Source organism: Flavobacterium caeni, assembly GCF_900101895.1.
GTDB lineage: Bacteria > Bacteroidota > Bacteroidia > Flavobacteriales > Flavobacteriaceae > Flavobacterium > Flavobacterium caeni.
In genome coordinates this window covers 16,590-41,147 of sequence record NZ_FMVF01000002.1, presented here as the reverse complement: position 1 = coordinate 41,147, position 24,558 = coordinate 16,590, and the positions used below count along the sequence as shown (strand labels likewise).

The window sequence follows — 24,558 nt, the reverse complement described above, 5'->3', positions numbered from 1 at the left end:
GATACTATTTATTGGGTTGCGGCGTCATGCGCAAATAGGGTTTTACGCGGTCGTATCCTTTGGGGAAACGTGTGGCGATTTCGTCGTCGGGAACCGCGGGCGTAATCACGACATTTTCGCCGTCTTTCCAGTTGGCAGGCGTGGCCACGGCATAGTTGGCCGTGAGCTGGAGGCTGTCGATGACGCGAAGCAATTCGTCGAAATTTCTTCCTGTCGAAGCCGGATAAGTAAGGGTGAGTTTAACCTTTTTGTCAGGGCCGATCACAAACACCGATCGTACCGTGGCTTTTTCGCTCGCGTTGGGATGCATCATGTCGTACAACAACGCGATTTCTTTGGATTCGTCGGCGATGATCGGAAAATCGACGGTGGTGTTTTGCGTCTCGTTGATGTCCTTGATCCACTCATGGTGCGAGTCGATGCCGTCTACGCTGAGCGCGATGACTTTGGCGTTTCGCTTGGTAAATTCGGGATGGTAGTTTGCGACCGTTCCGAGTTCGGTGGTGCAAACGGGGGTGAAATCGGCGGGGTGCGAAAACAAGACGCCCCAGGACGCGCCGAGCCATTCGTGAAATTGTAGGGTGCCTTGGGTGGTTTGTGCGGTAAAATCGGGCGCGGTATCGCCCAAACGTATGGTTGCCATAATCGATAAATTTTGGTTCGTCGTCTTAAATTTAATCGATTATACACAGCGATCTGGACGTTTTAAGTTATTCTTATGAATATTTCGCAACGAAAACGATATAGTACTGATTTTTTAACAACCATCGGCAATAAGACAGACATGTACTTACGACGACGCCCTAGCCCTGGTTGTAGCGGAAAACACCCCAAGCTATCGGGACGGCTCCAATCAAAAATGAAGCGCCCAATACCAAAACGCCAACGTCACAAACGAAAGCGGAATCCCGACGCCAATCATCATGCTGCTGAGTTTGGGTTTGAGTCCGTGGCTCGTGGCCAGCACCGAAGCGGTGATCATGGGCGCCATCGCGGCCTCGGTAATCGAAACGTCGGTTACAAGACCGTCCTGTTTGAGCACGACTTTGTACAATACGTAGAAAAACAACGGCGTGAGCATTAATTTGAACAACAGCCCCAAGGCCAAAAAACCAAAATGCTTGCTGCGTTTGTCGAGCCGCAACTGCAACCCGACGGCCACCAAAGCGATGGGCGTGACGGTGTTGCCCAATTTTAAGAACACGCTGTCCCAGACGACATCGAACTGAAGACCGGCAAGATTCATTAGGATTGCCAATGCAAAAGCGATAAACGGCGGAAACAAAACTATTTTCTTCAGGATGACCGCTGCGCTCGGCGTGCCACGCGAATAGGTGGCCGCCACCAGGATTCCCATCGTGGCCATGACCATGAACGATCCGGGCTGGTCTACGATAATGGCCGTTTCGAGTCCTTGCTGGCCATAGAGCGCCTCGATGACGGGAAACCCCACGAACGAGGTGTTGCCCAAGCCGCCGAGCAGGATCAAGCATCCCGTGAGTTTGCGCGACCAACCAAAAATCTTGGAGAGCGTCGCGAAAAACAAAAAGGCCAACCCAAAGCCAAGCCAAGCGATGCCCAACGGATACAACAACGCATACCCGATGGCTATCTTGGGAATGTAATGCAGCGCCAACGCCGGCAACGAGATATAAATGACGAACTGGTTGAGCGCTACGTGGCTGTTGGCAGGAAAGGCTTGGACGCGTTGCAAAACGACGCCCGTGAGCAGGCAAACAAAAAGGAGTATGAGGCTATCCATAGGCAAAATCAAAGATAATCTAAAATATTCGCAAAATGCAGTTCATCGATTTTAACATTATTTTATTTACGTATCGATGAACGTACACTTTTATAGCTTATATTTGTAACTATAAATATTACAGTATGATTTCGGGTAAATTTGCCATTACGCTCCACATCCTTACCTTGCTTTCCAAGCACCCGGAAGAGTATCTATCGTCCGAATTCATTTCGGCCAGCCTGAATATGAATCCGGTATTGGTACGCAAGGAAATCGCAAATCTCAAAAGAAACAACATCGTAGAAAGTAAAGAAGGCAAGAACGGCGGCACACGCCTGCTGCGCAACGCCTCAGACGTCACGCTCAACGATGTGTTCAAAATGACATTCGACAATGTCACATTGGGTTATTCGAAGAACAGACCAAACCAAAACTGCCCCGTGGGCAAACAAATCAACGAAAAACTTGGCAACCTGTACGAGGACATGAACCTCAAGATCAGCAAGCAACTCAAGGACATTTCGTTGCTCAATTTCGCAGACACTTTTTAACCCATTATTTATAGATTTGCAAGGGTAGTCCCAAATCCTGATCACGACGGATTTGGGATTTTTATTTTGAAAGTGTACATTTACTTCAAAACTTTGTCGTGGCACCACCAGACCCATCTGCGCTTAGCGAAAAAGACGGCATCCCGCAGCCCGAAACCGTGAGTTCGGACCAAGCGGGACAAATCATTTCGCGTCGGCAAAAAAAACCTTCTCCGCAAACGTTGTTCGACGGCATCAGCCAAAGCAACGTTTCCGCGCTCAGCCGCGCGATTACCCTGGTAGAAAGTACGAGTCCCAAACACCTTGAGGCCGCCAATCAAATCATCGCATTGTGCTTGCCACGCGCCAACCGATCGGTACGCATAGGCATCACGGGCGTCCCGGGCGTTGGGAAAAGCACGTTCATCGAAGCGTTTGGGAAATACCTGACCGGACTCGGTAAAAAAGTGGCCGTGCTGGCCGTAGACCCGAGCAGCACCATTTCGCATGGCAGCATTTTAGGCGATAAAACGCGGATGGAAGATTTGGTGAAAGACCCAAACGCCTACATACGTCCATCGGCATCGGGCGAAACACTGGGCGGTGTGGCCCGAAAAACCCGCGAGACAATCACGCTTTGCGAAGCGGCCGGTTTCGATACGATCATCATCGAGACCGTGGGCGTCGGGCAAAGCGAAACGGCCGTACATTCGATGGTGGATTTTTTCCTGCTGCTGAAGATCGCGGGCGCAGGCGACGAACTGCAAGGCATCAAACGCGGGATCATGGAAATGGCCGATGCGGTGGTGATCAACAAAGCCGACGGCGACAACGTCAAACGCGCCAGGCTCGCCAAGACCGAGTTTAACCGCGCGTTACATTTGTTTCCGGCCAAGAAATCGGGATGGATGCCAAAAGTGGAAACGTGCAGCGCACTGACCAAAGACGGCGTCGACAAAGTGTGGGGCTTGATTTCGGATTATTTGGAACTGGTGCAAGGCAACGGCTACTTTGCCGACAAACGCCAGGCGCAAAACCAATACTGGATGATGGAAACGATACACGAACAACTGCAGCGTCATTTTTTCTCGAATCCGGATATGGTCAAGGAAATCGAACGCCAGAAAACGGCAGTACTTCAAAACGAAATCTCGCCGTTCGCGGCCGCGCAGTCATTGATGGATCGGTACTTCAACCGATAAATCACTTACGAATTGAATCCGAACGCCCGCGTGAGGCCCCGAAGCTTCGGGGGAGGCAAGCACCGCGTGCAGCCGAGTGCCCGACAGCGGCGCCAAAAAGATGCCATTTCGAATCGAATTATCTGCGCCGGTGGCACACCCTAAAAAAATTACTCTTCGTAACGCGCCACTTCACGATCGTAGAAATCATTGGCTTCGGCAATCAGGCCTTCCATGATTTGGTTGAGTTCGCCTTCGTCGAGGTCTTCGGCTTCTTCGAGAAATTCGACCTCATCGTCCTTGAGGTTGATCACGAAACGCGGGTAATCCATGTGGATGACAAAAATGTCGTCGGGAAAATCGGTGTTGTCGCCGAGTAGGAATTTTGGTAGGTCCATTTTTTTATTTTTTATTCTTTATTTATTCCGCTACGCTCCATACAATTCGGCTGCGCCTCGGGTGTTGTTTTTTGTTGTCGTTACAGATGATTCGCGGAATGAAACTCTATCAAAATAGCAGATTTTACTTCCTCCATTTCGCAATTTACCAAAGGGCCGCTATCCGCCGTGTCGGTCCAATGCTTCGAACTCGGCCTTTTCCTGCTCGTAGATCAGCTTTTTGGTCAGGTGGTTGAACCGAAGGTACAAAAATAGCGCCGCCGCCGTAAGCCCCGCCAACAACCCAATCCAAACGCCCACGGCACGCCACTCGGTGTATTTGCCGAGGTAGAACGAAACCGGGAAACCCACAATCCAGTACGCCACAAACGTAATATACATCGGAATCTTGACGTCCTGCAAACCGCGCAATGCACCCAAAACGACCACCTGGACGCCATCGGATACCTGAAAAATGGCCGCCACGATCAGCAACTGGGCCGCGATCGCGATGACCTCGGTGTTATCGGCCAATTGCGACACGTTGTCGACATCGAGGAAAAACGGCGGTAAAAAATCGTTGAGCAAAATAAACCCGAGCGCGAAAACGGCTTCCACCAACAGCACGAGCAAAAAGATCGACCGCGCGACCACGACCAGGTTTTTGTAATCGTTGAGCCCGCGCTGGTTCCCTACCCGAATCATGGCCGTGACGCTGAGTCCCATCGCAAACATAAAAGTAATCGTGGCCAAACTGAGCGCAATCTCGTTGGCCGCCTGGCTGGTCTTGCCGATGTTGCCGCACAACCAAACGGCCGAGGTGAACAGCGCAACCTCGAACAGCATCTGCATCGACGAAGGCAGCCCAAGGTTGACAATTTTGCGCACCGTGACCTTTTTGATCTCGTCGAACGTAAAACCTTTGAAGTAAACACCAAGACGTTCATTCCGCGCCAGCATCCAGTGCATGAACAGCACCATCATTACACGCGAGATCACCGTGCCGAGCCCGGCCCCGGTCACGCCCAGTTCGGGGAAAATCCATACGCCGTAAATCAGGGCATAGTTGATTGGGACGTGGACGACGTTGGCCATGACGATGGCGTACATCGAGTATTTGGTCATCGACAATCCGTCGGCAAATTGTTTATAGCCTTGGTACATGACCATCGGAATCAGCGAAAAAGCGGTCCAGCCAAGATACGGCAGGGCCAACGCGATGACTTCGGCGGGCTGCCCCATGACGTACATGAGCGGCTTGGCCAAAAATACGATCGCGAACAGTACGAGCCCGAGTACCGTACACAAAAACAGCCCGTGGTGGAACGTCGAACGCACTTTGAGCTGGTCTTTTTCGGCATCGCCCTCGGCTACGATGGGCGTGATGGCGGTCGAAAAACCGATGCCGATCGACATGGCCACGAACACAAAACTGTTGCCCAACGAAACGGCCGCCAATTCCGCCGACCCGAGGTTGCCCACCATGAGTTTATCGACGATACCTATCAAGGTATGGCCCAGCATGCCCAGGATGACCGGATAGGCCAACTGCAGGTTGTATCGAAATTCCTTGGTGTAGTGCGAAAGGTTCACGGCAACTTTTTGCGGCAAAGGTACGAGTTGCGTTCGATTGAAAAGCGCGAAATCGGCAATTTCGAGGCCCGATTTCTTAAAATTTGTTAAATTTTTACTTTTCCCCTAGCCTATTTTGCACCATTTTCAAAAATCAATTGCAAAAATAAACTCGCGAAGCAATGCCTTGCCCAGCAATGACTTAAAACACAAAAACACGTTAATAAAATGACGATTCTTTAGTAGAAAATTAAATCTTGCAACAAAACCTGCGAATTGTGTAAGCACAACAAAAAGCCACATTGATAGTTTTACACTTGATATTTCATGAAAAACATTCGATTTAATTTAACCTATGCCACAAAAATCTCACTAATCTTAAAATCAAATTGTCATGAAAACCAAAGTAAGAAGCTTGTTAATGGGATGCGCCCTTTTGTTTGCAGGAGGCCTGTTTGCCCAAGAAAAAGAAACGATCGGGACGGTCATCGGAACCACACCCAGCAACTACGACCAAGGGTTCCGATTGGGGTTCGGACTCAACGGCGGGTATATGTTCAACACGTCGAGTTCTCCATTTGGCGGCACCGATGTGTTTGCAGGGCCTACGGTAGGCGGCGACATCCGTCTGCAATACGATTTATCGCGCCGATTGTCGGTCACGTTGACCACGGGTTACAACCACTTTTTTGTAGAAGAAGATCTCAAGGATTGGCCCGCCAATCGCAGAGACATCGGACAAATTCCCGTAAAAGCAGGATTCAAGGCGTTCTTTTGGGAAGACCAATTTTACGGATTAGCCGAAGTGGGTGGCGGATTTACCGTCTCTAAAAACAGCCCTTTCGCCGAAGACACCACCGTCATCCTGGCGCCGGGCATCGGTTGGGCCAACAAATGGGTCGATTTGAGCGTGCGCTACGAACACTACACCGAATTCGAGACCGGACAGGTAGCCCTGCGACTCGCCTACGGTTTCAGATTATAATGCCACACTAATTCAAACCTGAAGAAGCCCGATCCGTCGGGCTTTTTCTATTGTTCCGACGTCAGTTGCTTTCGGTATTCGGCGATGTTGGCCTTGACCTTGTCGTCGAGTTCGGGCTCGTCGATGTCTTTGTATTTCTTGAGTTCGGCCAACAGTATCTCGGCAAAAAGCACGCGCGCGGCATCTTTGTTGTCGGCGGGAATCACATACCAGGGCGCTACCGCCGTCGAAGTACGGTTGATGGCATCTTCATAACACCTCTGGTAATCTTCCCACAGCGCGCGTTCCTTTAAGTCGCCCGGCGAAAACTTCCAATTGTGCTTTTCCTCCTCGAGCCTGCGCAACAACCGCTGGCGTTGTTCCTCTTTGCTCAAATGCAGAAAAAACTTGAGTACGATGGTCCCGTTTTGCACCACATGGTTTTCAAAATTCTCGATTTGCGCAAAACGTCGGGCCCAAAATGCGGTATTCACATCCGACACTTGTTTTACATCGGGCAGGTTCTCGCCCAGGATGTACTCAGGATGCACGCGCGTGACCAACACATTTTCATAGTGCGTGCGGTTAAAGATCGCAAATTTGCCGCGTTCGGGCAGCGCAAGATAATGCCGCCACAAATAGTCGTGCTTGAGCTCGAGTTCGGTGGGCTGTTTGAAACTGTGCACCACCACGCCGCGCACGTTGAACTCCTTAAACACCTCTCGGATCAGGCTGTCCTTGCCCGATGTATCCATGCCCTGCAACCCGATGAGCACCCCGTATTTGCCCTGCGCATACATCTTTTCCTGTATTTTTGCGATCTTCTTGCCTAGTTCCTCGAGTCGCTGCTCGAGTTGTTCCTCGGTGGCGTCGGTTTGGATCAATGTGGCGTGCGCGGCCAGCGCGATGGGCTGCGTCACTTTGTACGCATCGGTATTTATGTTGTCCATGGTGTCGGTTTTATCGTAAATATAAGTAATTTTAGGAGCTATTTCCGGCTCTTCGCTGTATCTTTTTTGTTTTTGCAAACCAAAAAAGGATGCCGCTTCGATCCGGGCTAAAAGAACGAACATGCCTCCATTCACGCTCGAACTGCTTTTTAACATCATCGGTATCGGATCGGCTTCAGGGCTGTTGTACGATGGCCACACGTTGCTCCTGATTGGCGACAACAGCGGCTTTTTGTATGAGTACCGCGTAGCCGACCAAAGTTTGAACCACCACGCCTTGCTCGAACAACCGTCGGCCAACATCCCCAAGTCGCAAAAACCCGATTTCGAGGCCATCGTCTCGGACGACCAAAACATCTACGTATTCGGCTCGGGCTCTACTGAAAAACGAAATAAAATGGTTACACTAAACAAAACCACCAAAGCCATCACCGCCACAACCGATTTGACCAATCTGTATCTGTCGATGCAAAGTTTCGCCCAAATCAAACCCGAGGATTTCAACATCGAAGGTGTTGTGCGCGACCAAGAGACCTGGTACTTTTTTCAACGCGGCAACGGCGCCAAAGGGCAAAACGGTGTGTTCTCGGTAGAGGTGCGCGATTGGGAGCTCGATTTCAACATGGTGTACAACGCCTTTAAATTGCCCAAAATAAAAGGCGTGCGCGCCAGTTTTACCGATGCGATCATGGTAGACGACACTTTGTATTTCCTGGCCTCGGCCGAAGATTCGAACTCGACCTACCACGATGGCGTGGTGTTGGGCACCCTCATCGGGACCATCGACCACGTAAAAATGAAATTGGGCAAAACCAAAACCATTTCTAATTCGCATAAATTCGAAGGGCTCGCGCTTTTCGCCAAGTCCGAAGCGCAAACCGAGTTTCTGCTTTGCGAGGACAACGACACCGACGCGCTTACATCGGGGATTTACAAACTGACATTGCAGCGATAAGTGCAATCGGTCGTTGTTCATTTTTACAGTTTTTCTGGAATGGAGTTGCGTGGGAAAATTGTATTTTTACCGTAGGGAAGGGGGCATTGGAAGTATACCCCAACGAAATATAATCGACACCGTATTATAGATTTTCTGTACATTTTGTTAATTTTTTTTTTTTCAAATTACGGTGATCGAAATGATTGTGTTTTAGCGGTGTTCTTAAACAATCACGAAAAAATAAAGGCCTGTTCCAACCTTTCTACTACAATCCTGCTCTTACCCAAAAAACAAGCACCGTGATCAGCGAAAACCTCATAGCAGCCTGCAAGAAAATGCAACGCGATGCCCAACGACAGGTCTACCAATTGATGGCACCCAAGTTATACTACACATGCAAGCGTTACCTCAAAAAAGAGGAAGAGATCGAAGAAGCCATGGCCGATGCGTTCTATACCATCTTCACCAAACTCGATCAACTCAAAGAAATGGGCGCATTCGAAGCCTGGGCCCGCAGGATTGCCATCAACCAATGCCTGCTTACGATCCGTAAGAAAACCAATTTCAACATGTACCTGGACGATGTCAAGGTGCTGCAACCTTTTACGCCAGAGGTCAATCATCTGGAAGAAGAAGATTTGCTGAACCTGCTCAATTTGATCCCCGAAGGTTGCCGTACGATCTTTAACCTGTTCGTCATCGAAGGCTACGGACACAAAGAGATCGCCGATATGTTGCACATTTCCGAAGGCACTTCCAAATCCCAACTCAATGTAGCCAAAACCAAGCTCAAAGTGCTCGTGAACCAGCGCTACTACCAAAATGCGAAATAACATGGAGAACCAAGAAAAAATATTCGAACAGTTCAAACGCGCCGCCGACAATATGGAGTCGAAAGACTTTCCCTCGGTCGAGAAAGTCTGGTCGCGCGTAGAAGACAAACTCGACAAAAAAGTACTGACCAAGCAGCACAATTTGTGGAAAAAAGTCGCAATCGCCGCCTCGGTACTGTTGGTCGTCACGCTGGGCTATCAACTTTTCAAACCCGAACAAACCATCAGCATCCCACAGAATGAAGTAGTCAACAACGACATCCCCGCGCCCGCACATCCGCCGAAAGTACAAGATGCCACCGCCGACCCGACACCGGAACACCCTCAAATCAAACCCGAAGCCGACAAAATCCTTAAGCGCACCATCGAAGAGCCAGCAGCCGTGGCCATGGAAGAAAGCCCGGCCGCAGACGCCGAATACAGCCACGAGCCCGAGTCGGACATGGTGCTCAAGAGCAAAAAGTCGAACGCACCGTTGTCTGGCAAATCGGCACGATTCCAGAAAGGAAGGGCATTTGATGCTGTCGGCGTGCAACGAAAAGATGCCGAATTCCACGAAGCCGACACCGACAAAAAGACGGAAACTGCCGTCGTAGGCAACGTACAAGCGCCGCTGGTCATCGTAGACGGCAAGGCCATCACAGGCGAAGAAGCGCTCAAAATCAACACCGTATCCGAAGGCATCGCCAAGATCGATCCCAAGGACGAAAAAGAAATCGTCGTGCTCAAGGAACCGCTGTACATCATCAACGGGCATTATTACTCGGAACAGGAATTGTTTGGGCCCAACCCTACGAGTCCTTATGCGCCGCTGAACCAGCAGGAAATCGAGACCATCACTGTATTCCAGGGCGAAAAGGCCATCGCCAATTACGGAAAACGCGGCGAGAAGGGCGTGGTTGTGATCACCACCAAGGACCGCAAACCTGCCGCCAAAACCGAAGCCAAGACTTCCAAGAAGTAACATTCCACAACCTTAAAAATCATCGTCATGAAAAACTTCAAAATGTTTTCATCGGGCATCGCCATGCTTGTACTTTTCACCTCTTTCGTGGGGTTGAAAACACTGACCCATCCCGAAAAGGAGCGCACCATCACCGGAACCGTCACCGCAAATGGGCTGCCGATTCCAGCCGTAAACGTCATCGTAAAAGGAAACACCAAAGGCACCCAGACCGACTTCAACGGCCACTACTCCATCAAAGCCAAGAAAGGCGACATTTTGCAGTTCCGCTACATCGGGTTCAAGGACCGCGACGTCAAAGTCAAAGACAACAATGTCACCAACGTTGCGATGCAGTCCGACAGCCAGGCCCTTTCTGAAGTGGTCGTGACGTCGCAAGGCATCAAACGCGAAAAGAAGTCACTGGGCTATGCCGTGTCGGGCGCCGCTCCTGGTGTAGTGATCAGGGGTTATGCGTCGAACAAAGCCACCGATCAACTGTACCAGCCTTCGCCTGTTTATGAAAAAGATGCCGAACACGAATTCGAAAAAAGCCGCTACCAACCCATCGACAAAAACGATGAAGACTACGGAACTTTTGTCGAGAATCCGTTCGAAGCGCCCAAAAATGCGCCGCTGTCTACATTTTCGATCGATGTCGACAACGCATCGTACACCAACATCAGACGTTTCATCAACAATGGGCAAACCGTGCCACGCGATGCCGTTCGCGTCGAAGAAATGGTCAACTTTTTCAAGTACCAGTACCCGCAACCCAGCGGCGCACATCCGTTTTCGATCAACACCGAATACAGCCAATCGCCGTGGAACAAAGACCATCAACTTTTGCGTATCGGCCTACAGGGAAAACACCTGTCTACCGACAACTTGCCCGCGTCGAACCTCGTGTTTTTGATCGACGTTTCGGGATCGATGGGCAGTGCGAACAAACTGCCGCTTTTGATACAATCGATGAAAATCCTGACCCAGCAATTGCGCGACGAAGACAAGGTTTCGATTGTGGTGTATGCCGGTGCAGCGGGGCTCGTCTTGCCGCCAACTTCGGGCAGCGACAAGAAAGCCATTGTAGACGCGCTCGAACGACTCAATGCTGGCGGCAGCACGGCCGGCGGTGCGGGCATCGAACTGGCCTACAAAACGGCGCAGGAACATTTCATCAAGGGTGGCAACAACCGCGTGATCCTGGCCACCGATGGCGATTTTAACGTGGGCAGTTCGTCGAACGAAGCCATGGAAAAACTGATCGAGGACAAACGCAAAACGGGCGTATTCCTGACCGTGTTGGGCTATGGCATGGGCAATTACAAAGACAGCAAAATGGAAATCCTGGCCGACAAAGGCAATGGCAACTACGCCTACATCGACAACATCCAGGAAGCCAATCGTTTCTTGGGCAAGGAGTTCAAAGGGTCGATGTTTGCGATCGCCAAGGATGTCAAGATCCAAATCGAATTCAACCCGAACCAAGTGCAGGCCTACCGTTTGATTGGCTATGAAAACCGCAAACTGCGTCCAGAAGATTTTACGAACGACAAGATCGATGCGGGCGAATTGGGCAGCGGCCACACGGTAACGGCGTTGTACGAAATCATCCCTGTGGGGGTCAAGAACGATTTTGCCGAAACCACGCCCAAACTCAAATACAGCAAGGTCGAACCCACCACAAGTGTTTACAAAGACGAACTCGCGACCGTTAAATTCCGCTACAAAAAACCAGATGGCGATACAAGTACCGAAATGGTCAATGTGATCTCCAACGACGCGACCAAACTCGAAAAAGCCTCAGGCGATTTCAAATTCAGCGCGGCCGTGGCTTGGTTTGGGCTCAAATTGCGGGATTCTAAATTGATCGCAAACAAGTCGTCGGGCGACATCAAGAAACTCGCGAAAGAAGGACTCGCCAACGATACCGACGGTTACCGCGCCGAGTTCATTAGACTCGTCGACGGCGAAGCCAAGAAAATTGCCGGATTGGATTAGTTGAATTAGTTAGTTGATATCGGTTACGGCCGACAAAAAAAGGGACAAGCGTTAACTTGTCCCTTTTGCTTTTTTTAGTTCGATCGCCTATTGCACCAACAGCTTGTGGGTTTGCGTTTGGCCGTCTTTTTCGACTTTGACGAAATACAATCCCGCGTTGAGTTGCTGGGTGAATTCGACCAGGTTGGCATCGGCATGGGCAGTGCGGATGGTCTTTCCGAGCGCATCGGTAATCGTGATTGTGCTGCCCGAAAGCTGTTTACCCTCGAGCTTGAACGAACCTTTGGATGGATTCGGGTACAACCGCACGCCGGCATCGGCGATGAACACATCGGTACCCAGCAGCGAATTGATCGAAAAACTATAGTCGAAGCCGCCACCAAAGTCAGGTTCGAACGTTTTGAGCACGACGTCGTTGGCGTCCAGGATTTGCATGTAGCCGGTACCTTGCGCTGTTGCGGCCCACCATTCAAGACCGTTGTTGCCGGTATCTTCCATACGCAAACGGTAGCAACCCGGCGTGACCAGCGGTGCGTTGTAGGTAAACGTATAAATGGTATTGGCGGCAGGGAACGTGCGGTTTTCGACCAAAACGCCCGCATCGTCGTACAGGTTGTAATAGTTTTGGCCCGGACTGTTGTTGGTTTTGACGCGGATCTTGAACGTAGCCGGCAACACGTCGGGCAACGTAAAATTCGAATGATACAAATTGTTGTGCGCATAGCCATCGGGCGCGCCGTTGACCAAGACAATTTGGGCGTGGAACTTATTGCCGGTCGCCTGCACGCCATTGCTCCAAAGCCCTTGCACCGGAAGCTGTACATCAACGGCAGCCATCGAAGCCAGATTGCCGTTCCAGGTAAACGTTTGGTGCGTATCGGCGTTGTTGAGCCAATACTCGAACTGTACGCTCGTCACGGCATTGGCGCCCGTATTGCGCAACGTCAACTTGGGTTGTTCGCACATTGGGTTGATGCGACCGTATTCTGCAATCGCGTTGTTCGGCGCCTTGACGACTTCGATTGCGGCATCGGTTGGGAAATTCGGCGCGCCGTAGCCAATGACTTGGTGCGCGGTGATGTAACGGTAGTCGCCACCTGGCTGCTGCGCGTTAGAAGTGCGGTAATCCAAAGCCACCGTCGATCCCGGTGTGGCAAACGACGTGATGTCGTATTCCTTGAGCAGCGTACGTTGGCCAGGACACCAGCCTTGGCGGTTGTACACCCATGTTCCGCCTTGCGGGAAAATTGGATTTTCGTTGCAGATTTGCGTGATCGTCCAGCTCAATTGCTGCACGTCGTTGGCGCGAATGCGGTGTTGGATCGTACCGCCATTCTGCGAAAATTCGCCCGCAGCACCATGACCGGTGATCGACGATTTGAGTTTGAACGAGGTCGCGTCGCTTGAAAATGCGTAATTGTTGGTCGGGAAGGCCGTGCCGTTGTTGATGTTGGCCAGCGTCACATCGCCCTTGCGGAACATCCCTTGCCACAATTGGTCGTATTGTACCACGTTGCGCGGCGGGGTGCCCACGATGAACAAGAATTCAAGGTCCATTTCTTCCTGCCAGACGCCACCGGCCATCGTTAGGCGTTTGTTGCCTTTGAGCAGGTTGACGTAATCGGACATGTCAAAAATCCAGGTCTTGCCGTTCACGCCCAAATCGAGCCCGATACCATACGGTGTCACGAACGACACCAATTCGTTGTAAAACGGATAACGCTTGAAATAATCCATCTGCGTGACGTTGATCGTGCCTTCGGTAGCTACCGGCAACGTTCCCGCTACGGCACCCGTTTGCCCGTTGTAGATGTTTTCGGCCACGGCGTCATACAAATATTGCGTGTCGAGTAAATTGAGCGTATCGTCGGTCATCGGCGTCACGCCTTCGTTAGAGGTCACCGAATAATGCCCTACGGTGCGCGGCGTGCGCGGATAGCTGTAACGCTCCACCACAGGGGTTACCGTTTGGTTGTAGGTGCCGCGGTAAAACGTCAGGTTCGGCAATAAGTTCGATTCGGTAAAGGTCGTCGACAATTGATCGCCGCGCTCGAACGAAGCACTGACCGACGGCGCCTGCGAAACCAGCCCTTGTTTGCTGTCGAGCACGGTGCCCGCGTTCATCTGGTCGAGTTTGTAGTAAGCTACGAGATTGGCGTCGTACGGGTGCGTCGCGTCGAGCGATTTGTTTTTCCAGGCCAGGATGGTTTCGTCATCGACTTCGGTATCCCAAACCGCGAACTCACGGATGCGTCCTTTGTAAAAACGGTCGGTACCGTTGTCACTCATCTTGCCCAGATAAAGCTTGAGCAATTCCACGGCGCGCGTTTTTCCGCTACCGCCCAGCCATTGGTTGCCGTTGAGGAAAATCTTCATTTCTTCGGTATCGGCATTCTTGACAAACACCCAGTGGTTCCATTGTCCTTCGATGTTGCTCTCGGCGCCATACACCTGTTCGATACGGTCGAATCCGCCGCCATCGTAGCCGCAGTCAAAATAAACCCGTCCGTCCCAAGGCATGTGCAGGTTGATTTCGCGCTGGTTGATGTCGGTCGAATAGCCGTACACGATGCTACAATTGCTCGGCATCAGCGCCGGATCGCCATAGGCCCAGAACGAAACGGTCAATTGTTGGCCGATGGTATTCAAAAACGTTGGATCGATATCGACCGCACCCGCCGAAGTATCGATCATCCCGATGTTGCTCGCGCTCAGGCTACGCAAACCCGCGTTGGTAAAGCCCGCCAATTGGATGTCGGCGGTTCCCGAAGTGTTCGAAAACGAAAAGTCGAGGATCAGGTTGCTCGTCCCATCCCAATTGAAAGGCGTATGGAACTGCAAACGGTTCGCGCCCACGGCAAAAGCATGGTTGCGGAAATAGACTTCGGTAAAACCGGTAAGCTGTAAATTCTGTGCGGGCAATTCGATCAGCGAAGTGCTTTTGACCGAGAGTTTCAGGAATGCGGTTGCGCCACCGGTTGTGGCGGTCAATCCCAAACCTTGGATCGGGCCCGCGGTGAGCCCTGCAGCTTGCAGTTGCGCCGCCGTGACCAAAATCTGCGAGCGGCCGCTGCGAAGCGCGGTATGCAACAACCCACCCATCGATTGGTTGCCGCTGCCTACCTGATAGGTGTTTTCAGAAACGATGCTGTTCAGGTTGACCTGTTGTTGCGTAAAATCGTAGTGGTCGAAAGTAGGTTGCGTGGTATAGGCGAACGCACTGCCCGAAAAATTAGAAACATGGTAATCGGGCCATTGTTGCAGCACCTTTTCGACCTTGCTCGAATCGGCGATGAAGGTGTTGCACGAATAATCCCATTCGCCGCAACCGGTCACACCGTCTTCGGGGCCCATGAGCACCGTGGCGTTGCGGCAACGCATGTTGTATTTGAGTAAAATTTTCTCGAAGGTCAGCGCGGGATTGTTTGGGAAAGCGAGCACCGTGTCGCGCGTGGTGCTGTTGTAGTTAAACCCTTGCACGCGGATTGTATCGCCCACGGCTTGCGCATTGGCCATCCCCGATACGGCAAGCATCAGGAACAACAATAGTAGTTTTTTCTTCATTTTAACGGATGCTTTGGTGTTGTTTTTCAATCCGTTAAAAATAACAAAAAAATTGGCTTACTTTTCGATTTCGCGCAAACTCTCCATTTTTTTGTGTGCGAGGAATCCCTTGATATCCTCGAAGTGCTCCTTGACGCGCTTGTGGCCAAACTCGAACACTTTTTCGGCCAGTCCGTCGAGGAAGTCGCGGTCGTGCGAGACCAGGATCAACGTGCCATCGAAATCCTTCAAAGCGTCTTTGATGATGTCTTTGGTTTTCATGTCGAGGTGGTTCGTCGGCTCATCGAGGATCAAGACGTTGACCGGTTCGAGCAACAGTTTGATCATCGCCAGACGCGTTTTTTCGCCGCCAGAAAGCACCTTGACTTTTTTGGTGGTGTCGTCGCCCGAGAACATGAACGCGCCGAGCAAATTCTTGATCTGCGTACGGATGTCGCCCACGGCAATGGTATCGATGGTCTCGAAAACAGTCATGTTTTCATCCAAAAGCGACGCTTGGTTTTGTGCGAAATAACCGATCATGGCGTTGTGCCCGATCTCGACTTTACCGCCGTCGGGTTGGATTTCTTTCATGATGGCTTTGATCATCGTCGATTTGCCTTCGCCGTTCTTGCCGACGAGTGCGACTTTTTGGCCGCGTTCGATGACCATGTTCGCGTCTTTGAACACGACGTGGTCGCCATAGGACTTGGCCATTTCATTGACCACTACCGGATACTGTCCGCTTCGTGGCGACGGCGGAAACCTGAGCCTGAGTGCCGATGTATCAACCTCATCGACCTCGACCAATTCTAGTTTTTCGAGCATCTTGACGCGCGATTGCACTTGCAGTGTCTTGGAATAGGTGCCTTTGAAACGTTCGATGAATTCGGTGGTTTCGGCAATCATTTTTTGTTGTTCCTCGTAGGCTTTTTGCTGGTGCGCGCGGCGGTCTTTGCGCAATTCGAGGTAGTGCGAGTATTTGGCTTTGTAGTCGTAGATGCGGCCCATGGTCACTTCGATCGTACGGTTGGTGATGTTGTCGACAAACGCGCGGTCGTGCGAGATGACCATCACCGCCTTGGCCGAATTGATCAAAAAGTCTTCAAGCCATTGGATCGATTCGATGTCCATGTGGTTGGTGGGCTCATCGAGCAAAATCAAATCGGGTTTTTGCAACAGGATCTTGGCCAATTCGATGCGCATGCGCCAGCCTCCTGAGAACTCCGAGGTGGGACGCGTAAAATCTTCGCGCTCGAATCCGAGTCCTTTCAAAACCTTTTCGACTTCGGCTTCGTAGTTGACTTCTTCGATCGAATAAAATTTCTCTGAAAGTTCAGACACGCGTTCGATCAACTTCATGTAATCGTCCGATTCATAATCGGTGCGAATGGTGAGCTGTTCGTTGAGCTCGTCGATTTCGGCCTTCATCTTAAAAATCCCCGCAAACGCCTTGGACGTTTCGTCGAACACCGTTGCATCGTCCTTGGTAAGCAAATGCTGCGGCAGGTATGCAATCACCGCTTCTTTGGGTGCCGAAATGCTGCCCGTAGACGGCTTGCTCGCTCCGGCGATGATTTTCAAAAGCGTCGATTTTCCTGCGCCGTTCTTGCCCATCAAGGCGATTTTGTCGTTTTCATTTATCGCAAAGGAAACATCGCTGAACAAGGTTGTTCCGCCGAATTGTACCGAAATGTCGTTGACTGTGATCATGGTGATTTTTTGAAGCGGCAAAGATAGTCGAATCGAATGAAAAAAATTTCACATTACAGATTTTCTATGTTGTCGGTATCCTTAAAGTGTTATATTTGAAACAACCAAAACAAACACATCATGAAATTAATACTCACTGGATTGACGCTGCTGTTCGGCGTGCTATCTTATGCGCAAGTGCAATTCGAAAAAGGCTATTTCGTGTACAATGCGGGAAAAAAGGTCGACTGTTACATCGAAAACCTGGACTGGAAAGACAATCCAACGTCATTCCGTTACAAAATCAACCCAAACGACAAACCGGAAACAGAAAATATCAACGGTGTACGTGAGTTTGCCATCGATGGTGGCCGTGTCTACAAACGTTACATGATGGAGATGGAACGTTCGTTGCCGCAAACCAATGCCGTACAAAACAGTCGCAATCCCGATTTCAAGATCGAAACGCAATTTTTGCTGCTGCTGGTGTCGGGCCAGGCCTCTTTGTATGAATATGTGCAGGGAAACGTGCAGAAGTTTTTCTTTGAAACGCCCGATAAAACCCTGGAGCAATTGGTGATGATCCGCTACATGGAAAGCAACAGCGGCATTGGCGAAAATAAATTGTTCCAACAACAGCTGTTCAACAACGTTCGTTGTGAAAAAACCGACGATACCTCGTTCAAAAACATGCCCTACAGCCGCAGCGTTTTGATGGCGCATTTTGAACGGTACAACAGTTGTTTCGACAACGATGCGCCAAACAAGGCAAACGCCGACAAGCCAAAAGAAACCTTCGCTTTGCGTATAACAGTTGGGGCGCAAATGGCGACGATGAAGTTGACCGATCCTTATTCTTATTATGATGCGTCGGCCACCATCAATTACACGTCCTATCGTTTGGGACTCGAAGCCGAAGCGTTCCTGCCTTTTAACCACAACAATTGGAGCATTTTTACCAATCCTACCTATCAGAATTTCGATGCGCAAAAAAACTATGTGGCTTATGTAAACAACCCCGAGTTTTTTAACGACGGTGATCAATTGCATTACACGGCGGTTGTGCGTTATGCGACCATCGATATTCCGTTGGGCGCACGTCGCCATTTTAGGTTTAATGCCCACACCCGCATGTTTATTGATGCCGCCTATGTGTTTCCGATCATGGTTTCCTCCGACGACATAGTGTTGCAGAACAAGGACGGGCTCGCCAACGCATCGGTCACGCTGCCTGTGGAACAAAAAGGAAATTTTGCGGTTGGAGTGGGACTCGGTTACAAAAAATGGACGGCTCAATTCCGATACGGAGCGCCTAGGGTTTTGACAGACGCGGCGTCATGGAACACGAAATTTTCTTCGTTCGCGCTGCAAATCGGCTACAATCTGCTATAGTTACAGGGCCGGTCTTCTGGCCCTACTTTTTTACCGACGGATTGTCTATTTCATACCATCCGCACAAATCGCCCTCGTCCATAAAAGTGTTGACGAACTGTAGCCCGCATTTTTCGAGCACCTTGACCGATGCGGTATTTTCAAGGTCTGCGTAGGCGCTGATGCGTTCGAGCTTCATTTCGTTGAAACCAAATTCGATAAACGCCCGCACCGATTCGGTACCGTAGCCTTTGCCCCAATGCGGCTTGAGGAACCGGTAGCCCAAATCATAGTTGTCTTTTTTGCCGTTGAGTTCCGCAATGTATTTGAGTCCGGCCCAACCGATGAATTCGCCCGTGTCTTTCAAAAACGCGCCCCATCGGCCAATGCCGTTTTCGCGGTATTGCCGTTGGATTTGCGCAATCAGTTCGCGCGTCTGGTCGATGTGCGTAAGCGGTTGGACGCCTACATATTTCACGACGTCGGGATCCGAGTCGAGTTCAAACATGGCTTCGGCATCCGATGCGATCAATTCGCGAAACAGCAACCGTTCAGATTCAAGACGCGTCCTCATCGGGTTCAAAGAATAAAGGTTCTACCATGATTTTGTCGGCCATCAATTCGAGTTTTTCGGTCACGGCCGAGGCGAAAAACAACCGCTGCGTTTTCTCGACGCTGTCGGACAATCTGGAAATCGCGGCGTGCTGACGGTTCTTGAACAAGACATCGGCATCGTCTACGGCAAAAATCTTGATCGTATTCATGTTGAAACCCGCCGTTGAGAACAGTGCATTGAGTTTGGCCGGCGGCCCCACGAGCACATCAAGGCCCAACGAGATGTGGTTTTTGTCGAAATCGGTATCGCCTTTTTCGTGTACGCCGTACACGCGCAAGTCGGTATAGTTGCCCAGCGTCTTGAACAGGTTCACCACCTCGAGCATCTGGTCTTTGTCCTGCACAAACACCAATGCGCGCGTGCTCTCGCCCGATGCCGCTTGGAGTTTTTGGATGACGTGCATCACCAACGTCGTGGTCTTACCGCTTCCCGGCGGCGAAACCACCACGCAATCGGCGCCGCTCTTGACCGACGACCAGGTGGCTTCCTGCATTTCATTCGGCACGATAAAGTCGTTCTCGAGGAGCGCTTTTTGGAGGTTTGGGTTTATTTTTTTGAGGTTCATTCTTTTCAATTATACCACAAAGATACGCCAAGGTTTCGCAAAGAAACGCAAAGCGCCCTTTCGAATCTCTGAGAACTTTGCGAAAACTTTGTGCTCCTTTGCGGTAAAATCATTTACTCGCAAACAACTTCACGTCGTTTTCCGAAATCTCGTTCCCGCCCAGGATGATCAGGCGTTCCACTACGTTGCGCAACTCGCGGATGTTGCCCGTCCAATCGTATTCCTGCAGCAACTTGGTGGCTTGCGTCGAAAACGATTTGGGCGCGTTGCCCTGCTCCTCGGCGATTTTGACGGCAAAATGTTCGATCAAAAGCGGGATGTCGTCGCGGCGGTCGTTGAGCGCCGGCACCTTGACCAGGATGACGGCCAGACGGTGGTACAAATCTTCGCGGAAACGGCCTTCGGCAATTTCGTGCTTGAGGTCTTTGTTGGTGGCGGCAATCACGCGTACATCGACTTTGATTTCCTTTTCGTCGCCCACGCGCGAAATCTTGTTTTCCTGTAACGCGCGCAACACCTTGGCTTGCGCCGACAGGCTCATGTCGCCTATTTCGTCGAGGAAAATCGTGCCCTTGTTTGCCGCTTCGAACTTACCTCCACGGTCCTTGACTGCCGATGTAAAGGCGCCTTTGACGTGCCCGAACAACTCGCTTTCGATGAGTTCCGACGGGATGGCCGCGCAGTTGACTTCGATGAGTGGGGCCGCGGCGCGCTCGCTTTTTTCGTGCAACCAGTGCGCGACCAGTTCTTTGCCTGTTCCGTTGGGGCCCGTAACCAGCACGCGCGCATCGGTCTTGGCGACTTTTTCGATGATGTCTTTGATGTGGTTGATGGCGTCGCTTTCGCCGATCATCTCGTAGTGCTTGCTGACCTTTTTCTTGAGGATCTTGTTCTCGACCACGAGTTGCTTTTTGTCGAGCGCGTTGCGCACGGTATTGAGCAAACGGTTCAAATCGGGTGGTTTGGAGATGTAGTCGAACGCCCCGAGCCGCATGGTTTGGATGGCGGTTTCCATATCGCCGTGGCCCGAGATCATGACCATCGGGATTTCGGGCTTGATTTTTTTGACCGCTTCGAGCAACTCGACACCGTCCATTTTGGGCATTTTGATGTCGCACAACACGAGGTCGTAGTCGGTGGCCTTGATTTTCTCGAAACCGGTGATGCCGTCTTCGGCTTCGTCTACGGTATAGGTGTCGCTTTCTTCGGACAATATTTTGGTGAGTACACGCCTGATGGACGCTTCGTCTTCGATGATTAAAATGCGTGGCATTCTTTATTGTTTATTTTTTATTGTTATTATTTATTGTCTAAGATAGGGAGATTCGGGGAGATTGAATGCAGATTGCCCTCGTTTTAGAAAATCCTGAATTTACCAACGGGCCCTAGCCCCGATTGAAACGGAAATCCTTTTTACTTTTCCTTTAAAAGTAAAAAGATTGCAGTGCAAAGCGGGATTTAGCTCCCAATAAATAATAAAAATAATTAATAATTAATCCATTTCATAATCTCTTTCCAACTCGGTTTTTTCCCATACATCAAAATCCCGACGCGGTAAATTTTGCCCGCAAACCAAACGATGCCCAGAAACGTCCCGAACAAAAGTACCATCGACAACACGATTTGCCATACCGGCACACCAAACGGGATGCGCATGAGCATGACGATGGGCGACGTAAACGGCACCATCGAAAACGCCGTGGCGATGTTGCCGTGCGGGTCGTTGATGACGGTCACAAACCCGATGTAAATGGCCACAATGAGCGGCATGATAATAGGGAGCAGGAATTGCTGCGAATCGGTTTCGTTGTCTACGGCCGCTCCGATGGCAGCATACAGCGAGCTGTACAGGAAATACCCGCCGATGAAAAACACAATGAACGAAACCACGAGCGTGGCAATGGGCAGGTTCCACATTTCGCGGATGTACAATTCGGCGGTGCCCATGTTTTGCTCGGCGGCGGCCATGACTTCGGGCGACATGCCGGCGGTGGGACTCGCATCGACGCCAAAAAATGCGGTGCCGGCCATCATAAGTCCGACGCCCACAATGGCCCAGATCAGGAATTGCAAGACGCCCGCAAGCGACGTCCCGATGATTTTGCCCATCATGAGCTGGAACGGCTTGACCGACGAGATGATGATCTCTATGATGCGGTTGGTTTTTTCTTCGATCACCGAGCGCATGACCATGTTGCCGTAAATGATGATGAACATCATGATCAGGTAGCCAAACATAAAGCCGATGCCGATCTTGATCTCGTTGAGCCCTTTGACCGATTTTTCGCCCGTAGATTTGGTCAGGTTGATGTCGATGTCTATCGTGGCCTTGCTGATGGCGGCCGTGTCGAGTTTCGCACCTTCGAAATTGGCGTAGGTGAGTTTTTGACCGATGGTATTTTCGAGCGAACCGATGAACCCGGCGCTTGGGCTGTCGTTCGAGATAAATTCGACTTTTTTCTCGAGCGCCTTGAGGCTGTCGGTTTTGGGGATGTAAAGCAGGCCTTCGTAAAACTCCGACGTGACGCTGTCGCGCAGCGTTTTTAAATCGACCGTCGACAAATCGACGTAGCGGTATTCGTCGGAATTCTTGAGCTCGCCCTTGATGACGCCCGATTCGTCGTGCACCGCGATTTGTTTGACATCGGCCTTGAGGCTGCCCACGTATACGATCAGCGCGATGACGGCGGCAAAGATGATCGGGCTCAGGAACGTCATCACGATAAACGATTTGTTGCGTACCTTGGCGTTGAACTCGCGTTTGATGATCAGGGAAAGTGTACTCATTTTTTGATTTTTGATGGATTATTGGGCCTTTTTGAACGACCTGATGACTTTTTGGAACAGCATGACGATGCCCACGATGACGATGCCCACGACAAGCCCGAGCGCAAATTCCTTGACGATCGAAGGGACGCCCGGCATCAGGTGGTGAAAGTAATCGATGTTGTGCACAAAGATGCCGCCTGAGACGAGCAACAACGCCAGCGTACCCACCACGGCCAGTATCTTGATGATCCACGGAAGCGCCGCCACCAGCAATTGACCGATGCGCGCCACAAAGCTGCCTTCGCCGCTTTTTTGGATGAGCTTGAATCCGGCATCGTCCATACGCACGATAAGCGCGACAATGCCGTATACGCCCACCGTCGCGATGAGCGCCACGACCGAGACGGTCAGGATTTGCGTCATGAGCGGTTTGTCGAGCACCGAACCGAGCGCGATGATGACAATCTCGACCGATAAAATAAAATCGGTCATGACCGCCGATTTGACCTTGGCTTTTTCCTCGTCGGCATTTCCGTCGGTCGCTTCTTCGATCACTTCGTGTCCTTCTTTTTGGCGGTGGAACAAATAATGTACAATTTTCTCGGCGCCCTCAAACGCGAGGAAACAACCGCCCAATACCAGGATGACCTTGATGGCCATCGGAAAAAACGCGTTGAGCAAAAGCGCTACGGGCACGATGATGACTTTGTTGAGCAGCGACCCTTTTGAAATGGCCCAAAGCACGGGCAGTTCGCGTGAAGCCAGGAAACCCGTGGCTTTTTCTGCGTTCACGGCCAAATCGTCGCCGAGGATGCCCGCTGTTTTCTTGGTCGCCAGTTTGCTGGCTACGGCCACGTCGTCCATGAGCGCGGCAATGTCGTCTAGTACTGCAAAGATTCCCGATGCCATTAGTTTTCTTTTACGGTTTTGATGAAGATGTCGCCTGCACTCGGGATCTTTTCGACAAAGTGCGTGACTTGTCCGCGCGCGGTCAGGATTTGGAGCAAATCGTTGGGCGTGGCGTTGCCGATCTGGATTTCGAGTTTGAGTTCGTCGTTGAGCGATTTGAACTGGGTTTGCCCCACGGTGAACTTTTGCGTCAAATCGTACATAAGCCCCTCGACATTGGCCGTCAGGATGCCCACCTCGAAACTGTTGGTGCGGTATTGGCGTTTGATGTCGTCGAGTTTGCCTTCTATGAGTTTGTTGGATTTGTGGATGAGCGCGATGTCGTCGCACAATTCCTCGACACTTTCCATGCGGTGCGTCGAAAAGATGATGGTGGCGCCTTTCTTTTTGAGCTCGAGGATTTCGTCTTTGATCAAATTGGCGTTCACCGGATCGAACCCAGAAAACGGCTCGTCAAAAATGAGCAACTTGGGCTGGTGCAACACCGTGACGACGAATTGTATTTTTTGCGCCATGCCTTTGGACAGCTCTTGTATTTTTTTGTCCCACCAGCCTTTGATTTCGAGTTTGTCGAACCAATATTTGAGCTGCGTGAGCGCCTCGTCCTTCGACAATCCTTTGAGCTGCGCCAGATACAGGCATTGCTCGCCCACTTTCATCGATTTGTACAAACCGCGCTCTTCGGGCAGGTAACCGATTTGTTTGATGTGGCTTGGATTGAGCGCCTCGCCGTCGAGCAGGATTTGCCCCGCATCGGGCATCGTGATTTGGTTGATGATCCGGATGAGCGAGGTTTTTCCGGCGCCGTTGGGCCCGAGCAGTCCGTAGATGCTGCCTTGGGGAACATTAAGCGACACCGAATTAAGTGCCGTATAATCGCCGTATTGTTTGACGACGTTTTTGACTTCCAGTATGTTATGCATGAAATATGGGTTTTGTTGGGATTCCCTTGCGGTAACGCCGCGTAAATTTAGCGAATTAGAGCCAACCGCCGCGCTAACGTTACAAAAAAAACCCACCCTTATTTGCACAAGGATGGGAAAAATTGCTATGAAAAAGAA

21 protein-coding genes are annotated in these 24,558 nt (G+C 50.9%); 8 read left to right on the top strand and 13 right to left on the bottom strand.

The window, feature by feature from the left end; translation table 11 throughout:
- Nucleotides 1-4: 4 nt before the first annotated feature.
- Both BLP55_RS00195 and BLP55_RS00190 read right to left on the bottom strand, forming a co-directional pair.
- Nucleotides 5-643 carry a peroxiredoxin gene (locus tag BLP55_RS00195; RefSeq protein ID WP_091139858.1) on the bottom strand — a complete coding sequence of 213 codons (639 nt, stop codon included), beginning with the start codon at nt 641-643 and terminating at the stop codon, nt 5-7.
- 210 nt (nt 644-853) lie between these two features.
- Complete coding sequence (locus BLP55_RS00190; RefSeq protein ID WP_091139855.1) at nt 854-1,762, bottom strand: AEC family transporter; 909 nt, start codon at nt 1,760-1,762, stop codon at nt 854-856.
- Nucleotides 1,763-1,887: 125 nt separating this feature from the next.
- On the opposite strand from BLP55_RS00190, the gene BLP55_RS00185 reads away from it, so the two are divergent.
- Nucleotides 1,888-2,295 (top strand): Rrf2 family transcriptional regulator, encoded by a 408-nt coding sequence (locus tag BLP55_RS00185; protein WP_091139852.1) that lies wholly within the window; start codon nt 1,888-1,890, stop codon nt 2,293-2,295.
- Between the two features lie 98 nt (nt 2,296-2,393).
- Nucleotides 2,394-3,476, top strand: a complete 1,083-nt coding sequence (gene meaB, locus BLP55_RS00180; protein ID WP_091139849.1) for a methylmalonyl Co-A mutase-associated GTPase MeaB — start codon at nt 2,394-2,396, stop codon at nt 3,474-3,476.
- Nucleotides 3,477-3,625: 149 nt separating this feature from the next.
- On the opposite strand, the gene BLP55_RS00175 is transcribed toward meaB, so the two are convergent.
- Together BLP55_RS00175 and BLP55_RS00170 are read right to left on the bottom strand one after the other, a co-directional pair.
- Nucleotides 3,626-3,853: a hypothetical protein gene (locus BLP55_RS00175; protein ID WP_091139846.1), complete on the bottom strand. Its 228-nt coding sequence runs from the start codon at nt 3,851-3,853 to the stop codon at nt 3,626-3,628.
- Between the two features lie 159 nt (nt 3,854-4,012).
- Nucleotides 4,013-5,425, bottom strand: coding sequence for an MATE family efflux transporter (locus BLP55_RS00170; RefSeq protein WP_091140698.1), 1,413 nt, complete (start codon nt 5,423-5,425; stop codon nt 4,013-4,015).
- A gap of 373 nt (nt 5,426-5,798) precedes the next feature.
- Between BLP55_RS00170 and BLP55_RS00165 the strand changes: the two genes are divergently transcribed.
- On the top strand, nt 5,799-6,389 hold the full coding sequence (locus tag BLP55_RS00165; protein ID WP_091139842.1) for a hypothetical protein: 591 nt from the start codon (nt 5,799-5,801) through the stop codon (nt 6,387-6,389).
- Nucleotides 6,390-6,436: 47 nt separating this feature from the next.
- Here the strand turns inward: BLP55_RS00165 and BLP55_RS00160 are convergent, their stop codons facing one another.
- Nucleotides 6,437-7,318, bottom strand: a complete 882-nt coding sequence (locus BLP55_RS00160) for a PPK2 family polyphosphate kinase (RefSeq protein WP_091140697.1) — start codon at nt 7,316-7,318, stop codon at nt 6,437-6,439.
- Between the two features lie 121 nt (nt 7,319-7,439).
- Between BLP55_RS00160 and BLP55_RS00155 the strand changes: the two genes are divergently transcribed.
- From BLP55_RS00155 to BLP55_RS00140, 4 genes are all read left to right on the top strand, one after another.
- The gene (locus BLP55_RS00155; RefSeq protein WP_091139839.1) at nt 7,440-8,273 is read left to right on the top strand and encodes a DUF6929 family protein; all 834 of its coding nucleotides are present in this window, start codon (nt 7,440-7,442) and stop codon (nt 8,271-8,273) included.
- Nucleotides 8,274-8,590: 317 nt separating this feature from the next.
- Complete coding sequence (locus BLP55_RS00150) at nt 8,591-9,088, top strand: RNA polymerase sigma factor (RefSeq protein WP_091140696.1); 498 nt, start codon at nt 8,591-8,593, stop codon at nt 9,086-9,088.
- A 1-nt stretch (nt 9,089) separates the two neighbouring features.
- Entirely contained in the window at nt 9,090-10,052 is a 963-nt protein-coding gene (locus BLP55_RS00145; RefSeq protein ID WP_091139836.1) for a hypothetical protein, read from the top strand.
- Nucleotides 10,053-10,079: 27 nt separating this feature from the next.
- Nucleotides 10,080-12,032 (top strand): vWA domain-containing protein, encoded by a 1,953-nt coding sequence (locus BLP55_RS00140; protein WP_091139832.1) that lies wholly within the window; start codon nt 10,080-10,082, stop codon nt 12,030-12,032.
- 87 nt (nt 12,033-12,119) lie between these two features.
- On the opposite strand, the gene BLP55_RS00135 is transcribed toward BLP55_RS00140, so the two are convergent.
- Both BLP55_RS00135 and BLP55_RS00130 read right to left on the bottom strand, forming a co-directional pair.
- The gene (locus tag BLP55_RS00135) at nt 12,120-15,596 is read right to left on the bottom strand and encodes a T9SS type A sorting domain-containing protein (RefSeq protein WP_139149549.1); all 3,477 of its coding nucleotides are present in this window, start codon (nt 15,594-15,596) and stop codon (nt 12,120-12,122) included.
- 57 nt (nt 15,597-15,653) lie between these two features.
- Nucleotides 15,654-17,288: an ABC-F family ATP-binding cassette domain-containing protein gene (locus BLP55_RS00130; RefSeq protein ID WP_091140695.1), complete on the bottom strand. Its 1,635-nt coding sequence runs from the start codon at nt 17,286-17,288 to the stop codon at nt 15,654-15,656.
- A 120-nt stretch (nt 17,289-17,408) separates the two neighbouring features.
- Here BLP55_RS00130 and BLP55_RS00125 point away from each other — a divergent pair, with 120 nt between their 5' ends.
- Nucleotides 17,409-18,659, top strand: a complete 1,251-nt coding sequence (locus tag BLP55_RS00125; protein ID WP_091139826.1) for a hypothetical protein — start codon at nt 17,409-17,411, stop codon at nt 18,657-18,659.
- A 22-nt stretch (nt 18,660-18,681) separates the two neighbouring features.
- Here the strand turns inward: BLP55_RS00125 and BLP55_RS00120 are convergent, their stop codons facing one another.
- The 6 genes from BLP55_RS00120 to BLP55_RS00095 form a co-directional block, all read right to left on the bottom strand.
- Entirely contained in the window at nt 18,682-19,212 is a 531-nt protein-coding gene (locus BLP55_RS00120) for a GNAT family N-acetyltransferase (RefSeq protein WP_091139823.1), read from the bottom strand.
- Nucleotides 19,196-19,819 carry a DEAD/DEAH box helicase gene (locus BLP55_RS00115; protein WP_091139820.1) on the bottom strand — a complete coding sequence of 208 codons (624 nt, stop codon included), beginning with the start codon at nt 19,817-19,819 and terminating at the stop codon, nt 19,196-19,198. Before BLP55_RS00115 ends, BLP55_RS00120 begins: the two co-directional genes overlap by 17 nt.
- A gap of 109 nt (nt 19,820-19,928) precedes the next feature.
- Nucleotides 19,929-21,092, bottom strand: coding sequence for a sigma-54-dependent transcriptional regulator (locus tag BLP55_RS00110; protein WP_091139817.1), 1,164 nt, complete (start codon nt 21,090-21,092; stop codon nt 19,929-19,931).
- Between the two features lie 212 nt (nt 21,093-21,304).
- Nucleotides 21,305-22,606: an ABC transporter permease gene (locus BLP55_RS00105; RefSeq protein ID WP_091139815.1), complete on the bottom strand. Its 1,302-nt coding sequence runs from the start codon at nt 22,604-22,606 to the stop codon at nt 21,305-21,307.
- Between the two features lie 18 nt (nt 22,607-22,624).
- Nucleotides 22,625-23,497 carry a DUF808 domain-containing protein gene (locus BLP55_RS00100; protein WP_091139812.1) on the bottom strand — a complete coding sequence of 291 codons (873 nt, stop codon included), beginning with the start codon at nt 23,495-23,497 and terminating at the stop codon, nt 22,625-22,627.
- Nucleotides 23,497-24,420 carry an ABC transporter ATP-binding protein gene (locus BLP55_RS00095; RefSeq protein ID WP_091139808.1) on the bottom strand — a complete coding sequence of 308 codons (924 nt, stop codon included), beginning with the start codon at nt 24,418-24,420 and terminating at the stop codon, nt 23,497-23,499. The genes BLP55_RS00100 and BLP55_RS00095 overlap by 1 nt, the downstream gene beginning before the upstream one ends.
- Nucleotides 24,421-24,558: the final 138 nt, after the last annotated feature.